Source organism: Paenibacillus jepli, from assembly GCF_047238105.1.
In the GTDB taxonomy this organism is placed as follows: Bacteria; Bacillota; Bacilli; order Paenibacillales; family Paenibacillaceae; genus Paenibacillus_D.
Genome location: NZ_JBDFMD010000001.1, coordinates 6,573,244 through 6,589,890 on the forward strand (window position 1 = coordinate 6,573,244; position 16,647 = coordinate 6,589,890).

Annotated in this window: 16 protein-coding genes and 3 tRNA genes; 18 read left to right on the forward strand and 1 reads right to left on the reverse strand. The window is 51.9% G+C overall.

The annotated features are described in order from the left end of the window. Positions 1-80 precede the first annotated feature (80 nt). From pyrF to ABC336_RS27865, 7 genes are all read left to right on the forward strand, one after another. On the forward strand, positions 81-809 hold the full coding sequence (gene pyrF / locus ABC336_RS27835) for an orotidine-5'-phosphate decarboxylase (RefSeq protein WP_413241764.1): 729 nt from the start codon (positions 81-83) through the stop codon (positions 807-809). Continuing rightward, on the forward strand, positions 806-1,450 hold the full coding sequence (pyrE, locus tag ABC336_RS27840; RefSeq protein WP_413241765.1) for an orotate phosphoribosyltransferase: 645 nt from the start codon (positions 806-808) through the stop codon (positions 1,448-1,450). The genes pyrF and pyrE overlap by 4 nt, the downstream gene beginning before the upstream one ends. Positions 1,451-1,697: 247 nt before the next feature. Beyond that, the gene (locus ABC336_RS27845; protein ID WP_413241766.1) at positions 1,698-2,531 is read left to right on the forward strand and encodes an ABC transporter ATP-binding protein; all 834 of its coding nucleotides are present in this window, start codon (positions 1,698-1,700) and stop codon (positions 2,529-2,531) included. Between the two features lie 105 nt (positions 2,532-2,636). After that, the gene (locus ABC336_RS27850; RefSeq protein ID WP_413241767.1) at positions 2,637-3,644 is read left to right on the forward strand and encodes an efflux RND transporter periplasmic adaptor subunit; all 1,008 of its coding nucleotides are present in this window, start codon (positions 2,637-2,639) and stop codon (positions 3,642-3,644) included. Positions 3,645-3,647: 3 nt separating this feature from the next. Beyond that, entirely contained in the window at positions 3,648-6,566 is a 2,919-nt protein-coding gene (locus ABC336_RS27855) for an ABC transporter permease (protein ID WP_413241768.1), read from the forward strand. Between the two features lie 26 nt (positions 6,567-6,592). Then, positions 6,593-7,477 carry an ABC transporter ATP-binding protein gene (locus ABC336_RS27860; protein WP_413242626.1) on the forward strand — a complete coding sequence of 295 codons (885 nt, stop codon included), beginning with the start codon at positions 6,593-6,595 and terminating at the stop codon, positions 7,475-7,477. Positions 7,478-7,483: 6 nt separating this feature from the next. Further along, the gene (locus tag ABC336_RS27865) at positions 7,484-9,004 is read left to right on the forward strand and encodes an ABC transporter substrate-binding protein (RefSeq protein ID WP_413241769.1); all 1,521 of its coding nucleotides are present in this window, start codon (positions 7,484-7,486) and stop codon (positions 9,002-9,004) included. A gap of 123 nt (positions 9,005-9,127) precedes the next feature. On the opposite strand, the gene ABC336_RS27870 is transcribed toward ABC336_RS27865, so the two are convergent. Beyond that, on the reverse strand, positions 9,128-9,640 hold the full coding sequence (locus tag ABC336_RS27870) for a 2'-5' RNA ligase family protein (protein ID WP_413241770.1): 513 nt from the start codon (positions 9,638-9,640) through the stop codon (positions 9,128-9,130). A gap of 123 nt (positions 9,641-9,763) precedes the next feature. On the opposite strand from ABC336_RS27870, the gene ABC336_RS27875 reads away from it, so the two are divergent. The 11 genes from ABC336_RS27875 (at position 9,764) to ABC336_RS27925 (ending at position 16,609) form a co-directional block, all read left to right on the forward strand. Further along, positions 9,764-9,928, forward strand: coding sequence for a hypothetical protein (locus ABC336_RS27875; protein WP_413241771.1), 165 nt, complete (start codon positions 9,764-9,766; stop codon positions 9,926-9,928). A 127-nt stretch (positions 9,929-10,055) separates the two neighbouring features. Further along, positions 10,056-10,132 (forward strand) — tRNA-Met (locus tag ABC336_RS27880). A 32-nt stretch (positions 10,133-10,164) separates the two neighbouring features. After that, a tRNA-Ile gene (locus ABC336_RS27885) sits at positions 10,165-10,241 on the forward strand. Positions 10,242-10,264: 23 nt separating this feature from the next. Beyond that, positions 10,265-10,353 (forward strand) — tRNA-Leu (locus ABC336_RS27890). A gap of 210 nt (positions 10,354-10,563) precedes the next feature. Next, positions 10,564-11,727 (forward strand): site-specific tyrosine recombinase/integron integrase, encoded by a 1,164-nt coding sequence (gene xerA / locus ABC336_RS27895; RefSeq protein ID WP_413241772.1) that lies wholly within the window; start codon positions 10,564-10,566, stop codon positions 11,725-11,727. A gap of 145 nt (positions 11,728-11,872) precedes the next feature. After that, positions 11,873-12,436 (forward strand): GNAT family N-acetyltransferase, encoded by a 564-nt coding sequence (locus ABC336_RS27900; protein WP_413241773.1) that lies wholly within the window; start codon positions 11,873-11,875, stop codon positions 12,434-12,436. A 258-nt stretch (positions 12,437-12,694) separates the two neighbouring features. Then, positions 12,695-13,165, forward strand: a complete 471-nt coding sequence (locus tag ABC336_RS27905; RefSeq protein ID WP_413241774.1) for an NUDIX hydrolase — start codon at positions 12,695-12,697, stop codon at positions 13,163-13,165. 227 nt (positions 13,166-13,392) lie between these two features. Continuing rightward, positions 13,393-13,908 (forward strand): NUDIX domain-containing protein, encoded by a 516-nt coding sequence (locus ABC336_RS27910; protein ID WP_413241775.1) that lies wholly within the window; start codon positions 13,393-13,395, stop codon positions 13,906-13,908. A 193-nt stretch (positions 13,909-14,101) separates the two neighbouring features. Further along, on the forward strand, positions 14,102-14,872 hold the full coding sequence (locus ABC336_RS27915) for a hypothetical protein (RefSeq protein ID WP_413241776.1): 771 nt from the start codon (positions 14,102-14,104) through the stop codon (positions 14,870-14,872). Between the two features lie 146 nt (positions 14,873-15,018). After that, positions 15,019-15,804, forward strand: a complete 786-nt coding sequence (locus ABC336_RS27920) for a PP2C family serine/threonine-protein phosphatase (protein ID WP_413241777.1) — start codon at positions 15,019-15,021, stop codon at positions 15,802-15,804. A 241-nt stretch (positions 15,805-16,045) separates the two neighbouring features. Next, positions 16,046-16,609, forward strand: coding sequence for a GNAT family N-acetyltransferase (locus ABC336_RS27925; protein ID WP_413241773.1), 564 nt, complete (start codon positions 16,046-16,048; stop codon positions 16,607-16,609). Positions 16,610-16,647: the final 38 nt, after the last annotated feature.

Consider the following 16,647-nt stretch of genomic DNA (forward strand, 5'->3'; position numbering starts at 1 on the left):
CGGGGCGGACGTGCGGCGGATGGCCGTACTTGCATGCCGTCAAGTAATTATCCAATGCGATGTGAGGAGCGTGGGCATACATGCCGTTGACTAGAGATGAAGCTGCCGGACGGATCATGGTGGCGCTGGATTATCCTGATGCTGCAGGCGCCGAGCGGCTGCTGCAGGAGCTGGCGGGCATTCCCTGTTATATGAAAGTAGGCATGGAGCTGTTTTACGCTGCGGGACCTGCATTTGTTGCCCGATTGAAGGAGCAGGGCTATTCCGTTTTCCTGGATGTGAAGATGCATGATATCCCGAATACCGTCAAGGGCGGCGCCGCCAGCGTCACCCGGCTCGGCGTCGATCTGTTCAACATCCATGCTGCCGGCGGGGCAGCCATGATGGAAGCCGCGCTCGAGGGGGCTGCTGCTGCGAGCAGCTCAGGCAGCCGGCCGCTCGTCATCGCCGTCACCCAGTTGACCAGCACGAGCCAGACTGTACTTAATGACGAGATTGGCATCGCCGGATCAGTAGAAGCAGCGGTGCTGCGCTACGCTTCGCAGGCTGCTGACTGCGGCTTGGACGGCGTCGTTGCTTCGCCGCAGGAGGTTACTGCGGTCAAGGAAGCCTGCGGCGCGTCATTTCTGACCGTCACCCCTGGCATCCGGCCTGCCGGTGCGGCACTGGGCGACCAGTCGCGGATCATGACGCCTGGACAGGCGCTGGCTCAGGGCACGGATTACATGGTGATCGGACGACCGATCACCGCTGCAAGCAACCCCCGCGCGGCGCTCGAATCTATCCTAGAGGAGCTGGTACAAGCATGACATTGTCCACTGAACAAATATCCACACATATTGCCAAGCAACTGCTGCAGATCGATGCTGTCGTCCTCCGTCCGAACGATCCCTTCACATGGGCATCCGGTCTGAAAGCACCGATCTACTGCGACAACCGGCTGACGATGTCGTACCCGGAGATCCGCGAGAGCATCACCGAAGGCTTCGCCTCGATCATCCGCACGCAGTATCCGGATGCCGAGGTCATCGCAGGAACTGCGACAGCGGGCATCCCCCATGCAGCATGGGTAGCGGAGAAGCTGCAGCTGCCGATGATCTATGTGCGCGACAAAGCCAAGGGCCATGGCAAGCAGAACCTGATCGAGGGCAAGCTTCCTGAAGGCCGTAAGGTCGTCGTCATCGAGGATCTGATCTCCACCGGCGGCAGCTCGCTCAAAGCGGGGCTTGCCGTGCGCGAAGCGGGCGGCGAGGTGCTGGCGACGCTGGCGATCTTCACCTACGAATTCCCGCAGGCGCAAGAAGCCTTCGCGGCGGAAGGCATCCCGCTGCAGACCTTGTCCAGCTACTCCCGATTGGTCGAAGCGGCGAGCGAGATCGGCGCGATCCGCAGCGAGGATGTGGCCGTGCTGCAATCGTGGCGCGAGGATCCGCAAGGCTTCGGCAAATAAGACGTTGCAACCCCATCAGACGCTTCCAGCAGGAAGGAGGTCCGGTGGGGTTGTTTTTATGTTATGGGACGGATGGATACGGTTTCTAGGATTGGAAATGCATTAAGTGAGATGTTTGAGAACCTTTAAGAAAAATTAAGGATTTAAAAATGAGAAAAATATGTAACTTTTAATCTTTGGTTATCGTCTATACAATATAATAAAACCTTGTAGTGCATGGTTACAGGGAGGAGGAGCATAACAAGCGATGGCGTGGCTGCGAAAAAAGAGCCCCTCTGCCGAAGCGGCAAAGGCGGCGGAAATTGATGAAACCGCGCCTGTGGAAACGGCTGAACAAGGAACTCCAGAGCTGGCAGGGGAGGAACATATTGTTATCCCGGATACTGTTTCAGAGCAGGAGGCTGTACCAGCCGGGCCGCTGCTGAGCGTCACTGGTGTGGAGCGGGTATTCCAGGTGGCCGGGGGACCGCTGCATGTGCTCAAAGGCATCGATGCGAAGCTCGAACGAAGGAAGCTTGTCATGCTGCGCGGCCGTTCCGGCTCTGGCAAGACGACGCTGCTGAACCTGATCGGCGGCTTGGACCAGCCGACCAAAGGGGAGATCTGGTTTGACGAGCAGCCGTTTCACCGTCTGAGCGACAATAAGCGGACGGCTGTGCGCAGGCGGGATATGGGATTTATCTTCCAGGCTTACGCGCTCATGCCGATGCTCTCGGCGTATGAGAATGTCGAGCTCTCACTGCGGATGGCGCGTGTGCCGCGAGGCCAGTGGAAGCAGCGGGTGACAGAAGTGCTGGATATGGTAGGACTCGGCAAGCGGATGCATCACCGTCCGTTCGAGCTTTCGGGCGGGGAGCAGCAGCGGGTGGCGATCGCCAAGTCGATCGCGCATCGGCCCAAGCTGCTGCTGGCGGATGAGCCGACAGCCGAGTTGGATTCGCAGATGTCGGCGCAGATCATGGCTGTGTTCCAGCACATTATCCAGTCCGAGAAGGTGACGATCTGCATGACGACGCATGATCCGACGATCCTGGAAGTAGCCGATCATGTCTACGAGATGGTCGACGGACGATTTGTTTGAACTTATCTTACATAAAGGGAGAAGGACGACCTGGATACACAAAAGCGCTATCGCAGCAAATGGTACAAACCCGCGCTGGCCCTCGTCATAAGTGCGTCGCTCATCATGAGCAGCGGCTGCGCGCTGCTGCCCGATGAAGAGCTGGAGGAGGAGCTGCCGACGATTACGCCGCCGCAGATCTCCAAGAAGCCGGAATATGAAGTGACGACGACCACGCTGGAGACGACGGTGCAGGGCATCGGCAAGCTGATGTCGACACGCGAGGAGAGAGTGTACTTTACGCAGGACGGGAAGCGGCTCAAGGAGCTCCATATCAAGGTCGGCGACAAGGTGGCTGCCGGACAGGTGATCGGCGAGCTCGACGTCGACGATATGGTCAAGGATCTCCGGAAGAAGCAGTTGGCTTTTCGCACGCACGAGATCCAGATGAAGGAGACGCTGCGCAAACGGGACGAGATGGAGCCGGTAGAGTTCGAGCAGGCTTCGATCGCTTTTGAAGAAGCCCGTCAGGAGCTGGCGGATCTGCAAGAGGAGATCGGCAAGGCTGAGCTGACCGCGCCGCTCGGTGGTACGGTCGTCTCCTTGACGGCCAAGAAGGGAGACCTGGTGAAGGCGTACGAGCCGATCTGCATCATCGCCGATACGGCCAACCTGGTCGTAACGGTAAACCTCAGCAAAACAGACCTGCCGAAGGTCGCGGAAGGCATGCCGGTGACCGTCGATATCAACAACGCCGGACAGTTCTCCGGTAAGATCAAGCAGCTGCCGGTGGCGACTGCCGAAGAAGGTGCGGGCGGCGGAGGCGGCAACCCGCCGGATGGCGGCGAGAACAAGCCGGACGTGCCGGAGAACTATGTTATCATCGCGCTTGAGGGCATGCCGGCCGATCTGAACCGCGGCACGCCGCTGTCCGCCAGGATCGTCACGCAGCGCAAGGAGAATGCTGTCGTCATCCCGATCGCCGCGCTGCGGACGCTCGGCTCGCGGACCTATGTGCAAGTGGTTGACGAGCAGGGCAGGCGCGAGGTCGATGTGGGTGTCGGTCAGCAGACCTCGACACAAGTCGAGATCCTCGAAGGCTTGACGCCGGGACAGAAAGTCGTAGGTCGATAATCGATGGGAATCCCGATGTTCCGCTTTTTGTTCCGCAAGATGTGGAACAACCGCTGGCTGACCGCCAGCACGTTGATCGGTCTGATCATTGCGGTGGCCTTCGCCACCAGCATCCCGATGTACGCGGACGGCGCCCTCAAGCGGGTCGTCGCCCAGACGCTGCAAGACAACAGTACCGGTCTGCCGGCCGGCTCGCTGCTGATGCGCTATCAGGCATCCGGCGGCGTGCAGACGGATTCGGAGCGGCTCACCGATCTGACTACCTACATACACGAAGAGGTACCGGAGTTGATCGGCTTCGAATATCCTACCTTTGTCCAGACCTTGTCGCTCCGCAGCTCCGAGATCGTCCCAGAGGACCCGACCAAGGTCGACGCCAGCCGGGTCCGGCAGATGTCGTTGCTGACGATGTCGGGTCTGCAGGAGAAGGCGGAGCTGATGCAGGGCCGCTGGTATGTCGATGCTGCCGGCTCCGGCGACGAGATCGAGGCCATGGTGATGGAGGAAGCCCTCTATCGAGGCGACATGCATATCGGCGATGTATTCGAATACCCCGTATACGGCGGGCTGAACCTGAGGTTGAAGGTGAAGATCGTCGGTGCCTATCAGCCGCTTGACGAGACGGATCCCTATTGGTATCAAGGCTTAGAGGGACTGATGGGCGCCTTGCACATCAGCGAAGCTGCCTTCAAGGAACGCCTGATGCAGGAGCATGGCATCCCGCTGCATACCGGCAACTGGTATTACGCCTTTGATCTGCGGGATATCCAGACGAGTCAGCTGGCTCCGCTCAGCCGGACGTTGGAGCGGCTCAATATCGAGCTCTATCAGAAGCTGGAGAACACCCGGGTGGAGATCTCCTTTGCTTCTACGCTGGAGCAGTTCAAGCAGCAGAGTCTGCAGCTGCAGACGATGCTCTTCACGCTCGCGGCGCCGATGATTGCTATGGTGTTCTACTTCATCGCGATGAATGCCAGACAGGCGCTCGACAAGCAGCGCAGCGACATAGCCGTGCTGCGGAGCAGGGGGGCCGGGACGCGGCAGATCGTCGGCATCTACTTGGTCGAGAGTCTACTGCTGGGGGCGATTGCACTGGCGGCTGGGCCGGTGATCGGCTGGTTCATGGCCAAGAGCATCGGCTCGGCCAACGGGTTCCTCGAATTCGTGGACCGCAGGTCGATCCCGGTAGGCTTCTCGACTGAAGCGATCATTGCCGGCTCGGCAGCCGTCCTGCTCGCCATCCTGGCCACGGTTATCCCGGCGATCATCTATGCAAGGGCTTCGATCGTCGGCTACAAGCAGCAGCTGGCCCGCTCGGACCGCGGTCCGGTCTGGCAGCGCTGGTATCTGGATGTGCTGCTGCTCGGTGTCGCCGGCTACGGCTGGTACCTGTTCCAGGAGCGGCAGATGATTACATTCCAGACCGGACTGACGACAGACCAGCTCAATGTGCAGCCGTTCCTGTTCTTCGTCCCGGCGATCTCGATCTTCGCGCTGGGACTGTTCTTCCTGCGTCTGTTCCCGTGGCTGCTGAAGCTGTTCGGCTTGCTCGGCCGCCGGTTCCTGCCGGTGCCGCTCTATCTGACGCTGACGCAGCTGTCGCGTTCGTCGAAGTCCTACTATCCGCTGATGATCCTGCTGATCCTGACACTGGGTCTGGGCGTCTACAACGCTTCTGCGGCGCGGACGATCGATCTCAATTCGACGGAACGGACGTTGTACAAATATGGCACCGATGTTGTCGTACAGACCGTGTGGGAAGGCGAGGCCGAGCTGCCGCCACCGTCATCCGGCGGTGGAGGTGGAGGCGGCTCCGGCGGTAACCCCGGCGGCGGCGGTGGAGGAGGTGGCAATCCCGGCGGCGGGGGCGGCAATCCGGGAGGGCCTGGAGGCGGCGGTTCGCAGCCGATGCCGACCAAGATTATTTATAATGAACCGCCTTTCGAGATCTTCCGTCAGCTGGATGGCGTGGAGGCGGCAGCGCGGGTGCTGCAGGCCAAAGCCAACATTGTCGTCTCCGGACGCTCGATTGGTCAAGGCACGCTGATGGGCATCAACAACGATGATTTCGCCAAGGTGGCCTGGTTCCGCAACGACCTGTTCCCTGTGCATCCGTTCCATTATCTCAATGCACTGGGCATCTACGACGAGAGTGCGGCGATCATCCCGAGCAGCGTGGCCAGCAAATATCAGCTCAAGGAAGGCGACCGGATATCAGCCGGTCTGCCCGATGGGATGATCGAATTTGTCGTCGTCGGCATCCTGCCCTACTGGCCCAGCCAGTACCCGGACGAATCGCCGTTCGTGATTGCCAATATCGATTATATCTATGACCAAGTACCGATGATCCCTTACGAGGTCTGGCTCAAGATGCAAGACGGCGCGCTGACGACACCGATCATCCTCTCCCTGCAGGAGCAGGGCGTGGAGCTGGCGTCGGTCGAGGATGTGAGGATCGAACTGGCAGCCCAGTCCAAGCATCCGACACGAGGCGGTGTATTCGGCATCCTCTCGCTCGGCTTCCTGGTCTCGATCCTGGTGTCGTTGGCAGGCTATATCCTGTTCTGGTTCTTCAACCTTTCGGGGCGTGTCGTGCAGTTCGGCATCCTGCGGGCGATGGGCCTCTCGCGCAAACAGCTGACCGGGATGATGCTGCTGGAGCAGTTCTTCACAGCCGGGCTGTCGATCGGCCTCGGGATCGTGATCGGCAAGGTGACGAGCATGCTGTTCCTGCCGTTCCTGCAGACGACCGGCAATGTCGCCGAGTCGGTGCCGCCGTTCCGTGTCGTCTTTGACAACAATGATACACTGTCATTGTATGTCGTAGTCGGGTTCATGATGCTGCTGGGTGCAGCGATGCTGTTCCTGCAGATCCGCAGATTGCGCGTACATCAGGCTGTGAAGATGGGAGAAGAACGATGAGAGAGACGACAACCGAACAATCGGCGATGATCCACTGCGAGGGTCTTGTCAAAATCTACAAGACGGATGAGCTGGAGGTCGTAGCCCTCCAGGGGCTCAACCTGACCGTCCGCAGGGGAGAGCTGATGGCGATCATCGGCAACAGTGGAAGCGGCAAGTCGACACTGTTGAACACGCTGGGCGGTCTTGACCGCCCGTCGGCAGGCACGGTCAAGGTCGGCGAGTGGGATCTGCTCAAGATTACCGACGATCAGCTGGTGCATTACAAGCGCGACACTGTTGGCTTCATCTGGCAGAATAATGCCCGCAATCTGCTGCCGTACCTGACTGCGCTCGAGAATGTCGAGATGCCGATGATGCTCTCCGGCAAGCTCGACCGCGCCTATGCCAAGCAGCTGCTCGAGTGGGTGGGGCTGAAGGAGCGGATGTACAACAAGCTGCATCAGCTCTCCGGCGGCGAACAGCAGCGGGTGGCGATCGCCATCTCGCTGTCGAACCGGCCGCAGCTGCTGCTGGCCGATGAACCGACGGGGTCCGTCGATAGCCGGACCTCCGATCTGATCATGGATATTTTCCGCCGGATGAACCGCGAGATCGGGGTAACGGTCGTCATCGTCACCCACGATCTGTCGCTGGCCGGCAAGGTAGACCGGGTCGTCGCGATCCGCGACGGTCTGACGAGCACGGAGTTTATCAAACGCAATCCCAATCTCGACCAAGCGTCGGAGAGCCAGGGCTGGGGCAAGCTGGGCCTGCAGGGCGTACATGAGGAGTACGTCGTCGTCGATCGCGTCGGCAGACTCCAGATCCCCAAGGATTATCTAACTCAACTGAACATCAATGATAAAGCGTCTATGGAGTTTGATGGAGAGAAAATCATTATTCGAGCACCAAAATCATTGGAGGGGTAAAGAAATATGGGACAACAACCATGGCGCAAATGGATGTTCACTGGCCTGTCAGTGGCCTTGATGGTGCCGCTGCTGGCGGCTTGTACAGGGGATGGCGGCGGCACGGGGGCGGAGAATCGCGTACTGCGGATCGGCGTGCTCTACGGCGGAGAAGAAAATGAACCGTGGTTCCGCCAGCAGTATACGGATATGTTCGAATTCAACAATACCAATATCGAAATTCAGATTGTACCGGCAATCGATTACAACAATATGCGTTTTATGACGCCGGATCAACAGAACGAGCAGCCTGATCCGTACGAAGAAATGCAGAAGATGCTGAACGGCGACAACCCTGTCGACGTCGTCGTCACGGAGTTCAATATGCTTCGCCGTCTCGTGCAGGACAACTCGCTCAAGCAGCTTGACCCGCTTATGCAGGAAGACGGATTCAGTGTCGAAGATTATGTGCCGACGGTGATCAACGGAATCAAGACGGCAGGAGACGGCAGTATCTACGCTTTGACGCCGACCTTTATCTCTTCCGCCCTCTATTACAACAAAAAAATGTTCAGCGATGCCGGAGTCGAGCCTCCTACAGACGGCATGCAATGGCCGGATGTGATCAACAAAGCGCGCCTGGTGACGAGCGGTGAAGGCGAGGACCGCAAATACGGTTTTATGATGAACCGCTGGAGCGGCGACGGCTTCTGGGATCTGCAGACCTATGTGGAACCGCTGCAGCTGCGGATCTTCGACGAGAAGGTCGAGAAGATGCTCGTCAACTCCGATCAGTGGGCCAACGCCTGGGGGACGATCAGCGGGCTGCACATCGACAAGATCGTTCCGAATATGATGGAGATGCAAAGCGGCATGGGCATGATGGGGGACCGCCCGTACAATCCCTTCGAACATGATCCATTCGTCAGCGGCAAAGTGGCGATGATGATCGGTGATTACTACTATCTCAATGAATTGAAGCGAGCGCAACAGAGTGAAGGCAATGTAGACGGCTTCGAGATGATCGATTGGGATGTCGTCACAGTACCGGAGCATCCGGAGAAGCCTGGCGTAGGCAGCAACATTCACCTGAGCGCTTTGATGGGTATCAATGCTAAAGCCCAGAATCCGGACGATGCATGGGAATACATCAAGTTCGTTAACAGCGAAGCCTGGGCCAAGCTCAGATCCCGCAGTGTCAACGAGATGGTCTCGCGCCAGCAGTTCCTGAAGCCGCGCGACGGCATGGATTACAACCTGGCCGCGTTCTACTCCATGGAGCCTTCGCAGCCGATGTCGCTCGAGATGGAGCTGGCGTACCGCAAGTACCCGAACATCTATGAAGTCCAGTCGCTGGGCCAGCCGTTGTTCCAAGAGGTCGTCGAAGGCAAGAAATCGGTGCAGGAGGCGCTCGCCGAGTGGGAAACCCAAGGCGACGCGCTGCTGCAGCAGATGAAAGCCAATCCCGATGCGTCGATTGGCGGTACGGAAGGAAGTGCGGACGGCAGTACAGAAGGTGGAGAGGCGCAAGCGCTGCCGGCAGGTTAAGATTTGCGCATGCGGCAACTCGAAATGTGAAGAAACCCGCTGTTTCCCTGCAGGGAATAGCGGGTTTTCTGTGTGCAGGCGGGCGGTTGAAACGACGGCTTGGCCTTAAGGTCGGGGCTGGTACTATCCGCGCAGCAGAAAGGACTGGTAGGCAGTCCAGGAGCCGTTGGCAGTCTGGTAGAGCAGGTGAATCCGGTCTACGCGGTCCGTGAAATCGATGGCTTCCTGCCGGATGCTGGCGTGCACATCGTGCAGCTCATCAGGGGACAGCTCTTGCCCGAGAGTTACGTGAGGTGTATAGACATAGGGCTGCGAAGGCTCAGCCAGCGGGCCGGTGCATAACGCGCCATATAGGGCGATGACGGGTCTTGGATCCTCCAGTGCAAGGTAGATCACTTGACTGACCGGGTAGAAAGTCGAAGCGCGATTGTACCGGATCGTAAAGGCTGGCTGGACGGCTGTCTCCTGTTCCAGATGGGTGGTGATTGCAGCCAAAGCTTCTTCATCGACTTCCAGGCCCGAGCGAAGCGTCAGATGCGGCTGGATCGCACTATAGCGGGGGTCCAGCCGTTTGCGCCAGCTATTGGCGAAGTCCTGTACGGTGCGCGAGGGGAAGATGACCAATCCAATGTACATGATGCAGCGTGGCCTCCTTAAGTCTGGGCTGTGTTTGCAGCCGTTAAGTCAAGTATGCCCAAGATGGAAGTTTTTTGTGAAGAATGGGCAGGCTAGAACTAACATTTGCTGGAGGGATGACCGGTGAGGTGGATCTACTGGGTACGATTGTATGAGACCAAATTTCAGGCGAGCTGTCTGGTGCAGCGGATGGAGAATGACTGGTGGATCTACGGCTATGAGAGTCCCCGCGAGGTTGAGATCTTTCGGTCGCGCCGGGGCCGATATGGCGTGCGTTATCTACCGTGATCCGGGAAAAGATTCACCAGGTCATATTCAAGGTCAGGAATCGTCAAAAAATGGTTGACTTTCTCTTGCAGGCTATAGTATATTATATCTTGTCGCCATTCGTAAATGGTCACCAAATGGGTAACATCGCGGGGTGGAGCAGCTCGGTAGCTCGTCGGGCTCATAACCCGAAGGCCGCAGGTTCAAATCCTGCCCCCGCAACCAACCTTGCTTGCATGATGGAATCCCCTATACTAGGGCCCTTAGCTCAGTTGGTTAGAGCGGTCGGCTCATAACCGATTGGTCGGGGGTTCGAGTCCCTCAGGGCCCACCATGCTGTGAACCTTTACGCACCATGCCGGGGTGGCGGAATTGGCAGACGCACAGGACTTAAAATCCTGCGATGGGTGACCATCGTACGGGTTCGACCCCCGTCCTCGGCACCATATCTATCACAGAGGTTTGCACTAATTGGCATCTTCTATACATAATGGTTCAATACTGACCTCCTTTGTCCAGCCTGAGATTCCAGGAATGACGAAGGAGGTTTTTGCTAATCCGAAAGCATCGGAGATTCAAAGCCTGCTGGAAGCAGGTGGAGAGTCTCTTTTTTATTATTTTATTTAGATAAATTTGGTATAATGGAGGGGTGTACTTTGGAGGTATGGATTCAAAAGCAAAATGAGCATTTTGTCACCATCCGTCTAAACCAGTTCAAGGCTGAGGACATCGAAGCTATCAAATCAATTCCGAAACGCAAATGGCTGCCGGACCAGCGGTTGTGGGCGATCCCTTATACGATCAGCAGTCTGGGTAACCTGTGGGATCTTCTTCAGATGAGGGCAGATGCGATTCATGTTGATCCAGTACTACTTGCAGAGAGTCCTTATCTACATGAGATGCTCGAACGATCACTGAAAAGAAGCATCAACACTACAAGTAGTGATGAGTCCTACTGTGCAGAAACTGATGTCGGAGAATTACTGCATCAGCTGTCGAGGCAATTAACACTCCGCGGATACAGTGCGAAGACGATTCGAGCTTATCTTGGCCATGTCCGGCGATATCATGTTTTTTGCAATGAACGCCGAAACGCCTCAACACAAGAGAGGTACAAGCCAGATGTACAAGCGTATTCTTTGCATTTATTGGAGAGGGGACGATCGCATGCGTTCGTGAATCAGGCAATCAGTGCTTTGAAGTTTTATATGAGGCATGTGAAAAGAGAGGGTGAGAATACTGCCTTTGTTCGGCCCAAAAAGGAGCATAAGCTTCCCAATGTGCTTTCTGCGCGTGAGGTAATGGCGTTATTGAAGACCGCAACCAATCTTAAGCATCAATCGCTGCTATATTTGTTATATTCAGCAGGGTTACGAGTAAGTGAGGTGGTCCGACTGCGCTTGATCGACATCGATTTTGAACGCCGTACGATTCGCATTCGTCAAGGGAAAGGCCGCAAGGATCGAATCAGTGTGCTGTCAGCGGCAGCGAGCCGTGTCGTCCGGGAATACATGGAAGCATGGCCCAAAGGGGAGTGGTTGTTCCCAGGCCAGGATCAGCGGCGGCATCTTACAGAACGAAGTGTTCAAAAGGTATTCGAGCAATGTCGCATCCAAGCTGGAATTGAGAAGCGGGTCAGTGTACATTCGCTTCGGCATTCGTTTGCCACGCACCTGCTAGAAAACGGCACAGATCTTCGCTACATCCAGGAGCTGTTGGGCCATCAGAGCAGCAAAACAACGGAGCGTTATACTCATGTTAGCATTAAGGATGTCCGCAGGATTCGGAGCCCGTTAGATGGGATACTTGATGGAGAGTGACAGAACAACGCAAACCAGTCGTTTTTAGAAGGATTCATGAACAACTACGCAAATACCACCTAACTAGAGACATTTCGGCCGTACATAAATATGGGAGTTATCTGAAACCTAGGCAAAATCTGATTAAGCTAAGGAGGTTGATGCAATGAAGATCGAAGAGCGATTTGAACCATTTCCAGTACTGAATTCTAGCAGAACCATATTAAGACCAATTACATATTCAGATCTTGAAGACATTGCTAGTTACTGTACTAATCCTGAGGTTTCCGAATATACCGTATGGGATGTGCACCAAAGTATAGAGGATACCAAAGCATTTATTGATTTTGTACATCAGCGCTATGAGACACAGAAAGTTGGTCCATGGGGAATTGAACTGAAAGAAACCAGTAAGATAATCGGCAGTTGCAGTTTTGTGTCATGGGATAACAAGAATCGACGAGCTGAATTGGGATATGTATTATCTAAAGAATATTGGAATCAAGGCATTATGACAGAAGTCATACATAAGATCATTGAATTTGGTTTTAAAAAGCTTGAATTAGTTAGAATAGAGGCTCGATGCATCAAGAATAACATTGGATCTGCAAGAGTGATGGAGAAAACTGGGATGAAACTAGAAGGCATCTTAAGAAAACATATATGGGCAAAGAATGATTATCAGGATTTAAAAATGTATTCAATAATAAGAGATGAGTTTGTGGGTTGATCAAGGAAGGCCCAGGCATCAGATAACACAACATTCACGCGGCGGGCATTCGCCCTTGGTCCGGCAGGAGTGAAGAAGCGAGGAAGCGGAGTCAGCCGGACAACCCTGCGAGGCTAAGTCTGGCGACCCGGCGTGACGATCGCTTCGCTAATCGTCCAAGCTACTTATGCCTCTCAGATTCGTGAATCCAAAACGTTATACGACAGTCTCTTAAACATGTATTTGTGAGCAAATTCGATGATGTAGGGAGGATGAAAAATGAAAATACGAACGGTATCCCTATGTCTAATTAGAAAAAACGATTTAATATTAGTTGAAGAGACTTATGATAGTGCTGTAAATAAAACATTCTACAGACCTATAGGGGGGACTGTGGAATACGGCGAAAGTAGCAAATTAGCCGTAATTAGAGAGGTAAAGGAAGAAATTAATGCTGAAATAACAGAGCCACGGCTGCTATTTGTTATAGAAAATCTATTTACCTATCTTAATCAGCTTGGTCACGAAGTAGATTTTATATACGAAGCTGAATTATTGGATAGAACGTTTTACGATAAGAATGAGATCGAGGGGAAAGAAGGAACTGAAAGGTATAAAGCTATTTGGAAACCTGTCGAGGACTTTATAGGAAATGAAGAAATCAAATTAGTGCCAGATGGATTGTTGCAATTATTATTACAGTTAGATTCTAGTTCAGTAAGTAACGTAAAGCATATAAGTACAAGATAATCAAAGACATCTGAGGGAGATTTCAAAGAAGAGAGACCGTCGTATAACACAACATTCACACTGCGGGACTTTCGTCCCTTGGTCCGCCCGAAGTTTTTCGAGGAAGTGAATCAGGCGGACAACCCTGCACTGCCTAACCGCGTCGCGGCCGTTCCCTTCGGTCACTTAAGGCAGTGAGGGTTCGTGAATGCACGAACGTTATCAGAAATTGGGGCAAGGTCTATAAAGTGAAAAGATATAAAAAACAAATGAAAGAAGGAATACTTTTGCCACACGTTAGAGTTAGATGTACAGGATTAATTATAGAGAAAGATTGTGTGTTGCTCGTTGAATATAATGATAATGGAGTTCACTACAACCTTCCTGGCGGAGGATTAGAACCAGGGGAAACGATTAAAGAAGGAGTTGCCAGAGAAGTTCTAGAAGAAACCAATGCCAAAGTTACTGTAGGATCACTTGCTTTAACATATGAAATGGCACCACATAAACAATCAGGAGAATATAGTAGTCATGATCCGCATGGATTGCATCTTATATTTGAATGTAAATTAGAAGTGAATTCAATTCCAAAGTTACCTAACAGACCAGACCCGCATCAATCCGCTATAAAGTGGATTCCGATAGATGAGTTAGATGCAATTATACTATTTCCAAACATTAAGAATGAAATAAAAGCGTATGTAAAAACTAAGAAAAATATAGAATTAATCGAAGATCATCAATTAGAAAAACAAGTACTATAAACGAATAAAGGATTTTGTATGTAACTCGAAGAAGGCCCCAACATCTGATAACACCATGTTCAAGCATCGTCGCCTTCGCTCCTCGGTCCGGCAGTTGATAAATCGGAGAAGTGGAATCAGCCGGACACACCCGACTTCGTCGGGCGTCGTGAACACAAGACGTTAGGTGAAATCATTGTAAAGGATGAATCAGATGACCAGTTTCGTATGGGGTCGTTCTCCTCAAGAAGCATATGAAAATCCTTATGAATACGAAGCCCAGGACCAATTTTCAAGAGAAGCAGAAAGATTAATCAATGAGTTGTTTACTTTTTTAATGAGGAGTAACGGCCAGTACACAAGAGATGACAGATCCACTGAGAAAGCCATTTGGATGCTGTTTGTAGATGGTGCAGAAACAATAAAAGACTGTCTCAAACTAATAAACTCTAAACAACATAGATTGGCATGCAGATTATTCAGAGATGTTGTTGAGACAATGGACTTAGCAACATACTTTTCTAGCTCCGACGAGGAAAAACAAAAAAACTTAAAAAAGTGGTATGACAACGAGGTAATTCCAAATAGAGTGTTTCGAAATTACGTGGCAAGTACTGTAGGGGAAGTTATTTCAAAAGCGTATCGAGATATATACTCTGATCTATCGAAGTTAAACCATAGATCTTATAGATCCCTAGCGTACTCGTATTTATTAAGAAAGCAAGAGTTTCTAGTCTACGAGGATGAGCGCAGCTCTGAGGTGTTAAAGTTACCTCAACCAGTTGCAATGTGCTATGCATTACTAGCGGGAATAATAACCAGATACTCTGATAGAATGATTGAATGTGATCTGATTACATTGGAAGAAATAACGATTATTTGGAACATGGCATTAGAAAAAGAATCTGTTCCACGCCGTTTCATGACAAAGAAAGATTATTTAAAGAAGTTTGAGCAGCTCAAAGAAGACAATGACTTCACCTAACACTGCATTCAAGCATCGGGCTGGCGCCCTCGGTCGCAGACGTGGGTTCGAGGAAGTAGTTGCTGCGACAACTCCCTTCGGGAGTTCGTGAATGCGGGGAACGTTAGGTGAAATTGCAATAAACCTTTTTTAATGGGGGTGACTCAGTGGAGTATGAATGGATAGGAAGTAATGAACCTTATCTCGATCAGATACTGGTGAAAACATTAAATGATAATTTACATATTGGTTGTTTTGGTGGCAGCACAACACATGGAGCAACCAAGAATGAGGATGCACTGTTTGTTTTGCAAGATGAACATCGATCCTGGACATTTACAGCATTATTGGACTCTCACAAGAGTTCACACAGCGCAGAGCTCATCACTTCTTTAATCAGAGATAATAAAGAGAAGCTTGTCTCATTGTGTATTTCAGATGATGTTTTTTCGAAGCTAGACTCTTACTTTATTTCTCTTTTTTCTGATGAGATGTTTAAGGAAAGATGTAGGGGTATCGAGGGAGAAACCTTATGTATATTATGTTTTCAACGGGGACCGTTCTTATGGTGGTTTTCTATTGGTGATTGTATGGCCTTCTTGTTTCATTCAGAATTGGCATATTTCAAACAATATGGACTAAATCAGAGACAATTTTATGAATGGATCGGTCAATCTAACACGTTTGATTTGCCGGTTCCTTGTTATACAATTGGCAGAAGACAATTAAGACAGGGTAGAAACCGAATTGTATTAACAACCGATGGGATTTTTGATACAGAAGACCGGTATTTCCAAGACTATTCGAATCTATATAATATATTAATGAATGATAACCCATTAGAACAGAATATTGAGCAGATCTTAACCTATTTGAGTGACGTAAGGGACAGTACATCGTTAATATGTTGGGAGTACAATAACGATGAACAAGGATTAAATCCTTCAGATTAATCGAAGAAGATTGCAACTTCACCTAACACCGCATTCACGCTGCGGGGCTGTCGCCCCTGGGTCCGCCAGAGGGTTTTCGAAGAAGTGAGTCAGGCGGACAACCCTGCGAGGCTAAGTCTGGCGACCCGGCGTGGCGATTGCTTCGCTAATCGTCCAGGCTACTTAAGCCTTTCGGGCTCGTGAACACAAAACGTTATCTGAAACCTAGGCAAAATCTGATTAAGCTAAGGAGGTTGATGCAATGAAGATCGAAGAGCGATTTGAACCATTTCCAGTACTGAATTCTAGCAGAACCATATTAAGACCAATTACATATTCAGATCTTGAAGACATTGCTAGTTACTGTACTAATCCTGAGGTTTCCGAATATACCGTATGGGATGTGCACCAAAGTATAGAGGATACCAAAGCATTTATTGATTTTGTACATCAGCGCTATGAGACACAGAAAGTTGGTCCATGGGGAATTGAACTGAAAGAAACCAGTAAGATAATCGGCAGTTGCAGTTTTGTGTCATGGGATAACAAGAATCGACGAGCTGAATTGGGATATGTATTATCTAAAGAATATTGGAATCAAGGCATTATGACAGAAGTCATACATAAGATCATTGAATTTGGTTTTAAAAAGCTTGAATTAGTTAGAATAGAGGCTCGATGCATCAAGAATAACATTGGATCTGCAAGAGTGATGGAGAAAACTGGGATGAAACTAGAAGGCATCTTAAGAAAACATATATGGGCAAAGAATGATTATCAGGATTTAAAAATGTATTCAATAATAAGAGATGAGTTTGTGGGTTGATCAAGGAAGGCCCAGGCATCAGATAACACAACATTCAC

Excerpts from the sequence above, each read along its gene's own strand:
- pyrF (WP_413241764.1), top strand. The coding sequence starts at position 81 with ATGCCGTTGACTAGAGATGAAGCTGCCGGACGGATCATGGTGGCGCTG.
- pyrE (WP_413241765.1), top strand. The coding sequence starts at position 806 with ATGACATTGTCCACTGAACAAATATCCACACATATTGCCAAGCAACTG.
- ABC336_RS27845 (WP_413241766.1), top strand. The coding sequence starts at position 1,698 with ATGGCGTGGCTGCGAAAAAAGAGCCCCTCTGCCGAAGCGGCAAAGGCG.
- ABC336_RS27850 (WP_413241767.1), top strand. The coding sequence starts at position 2,637 with ATGAGCAGCGGCTGCGCGCTGCTGCCCGATGAAGAGCTGGAGGAGGAG.
- ABC336_RS27855 (WP_413241768.1), top strand. The coding sequence starts at position 3,648 with ATGGGAATCCCGATGTTCCGCTTTTTGTTCCGCAAGATGTGGAACAAC.
- ABC336_RS27860 (WP_413242626.1), top strand. The coding sequence starts at position 6,593 with ATGATCCACTGCGAGGGTCTTGTCAAAATCTACAAGACGGATGAGCTG.
- ABC336_RS27865 (WP_413241769.1), top strand. The coding sequence starts at position 7,484 with ATGGGACAACAACCATGGCGCAAATGGATGTTCACTGGCCTGTCAGTG.
- ABC336_RS27870 (WP_413241770.1), bottom strand. The coding sequence starts at position 9,640 with ATGTACATTGGATTGGTCATCTTCCCCTCGCGCACCGTACAGGACTTC.
- ABC336_RS27900 (WP_413241773.1), top strand. The coding sequence starts at position 11,873 with ATGAAGATCGAAGAGCGATTTGAACCATTTCCAGTACTGAATTCTAGC.
- ABC336_RS27905 (WP_413241774.1), top strand. The coding sequence starts at position 12,695 with ATGAAAATACGAACGGTATCCCTATGTCTAATTAGAAAAAACGATTTA.
- ABC336_RS27915 (WP_413241776.1), top strand. The coding sequence starts at position 14,102 with ATGACCAGTTTCGTATGGGGTCGTTCTCCTCAAGAAGCATATGAAAAT.
- ABC336_RS27925 (WP_413241773.1), top strand. The coding sequence starts at position 16,046 with ATGAAGATCGAAGAGCGATTTGAACCATTTCCAGTACTGAATTCTAGC.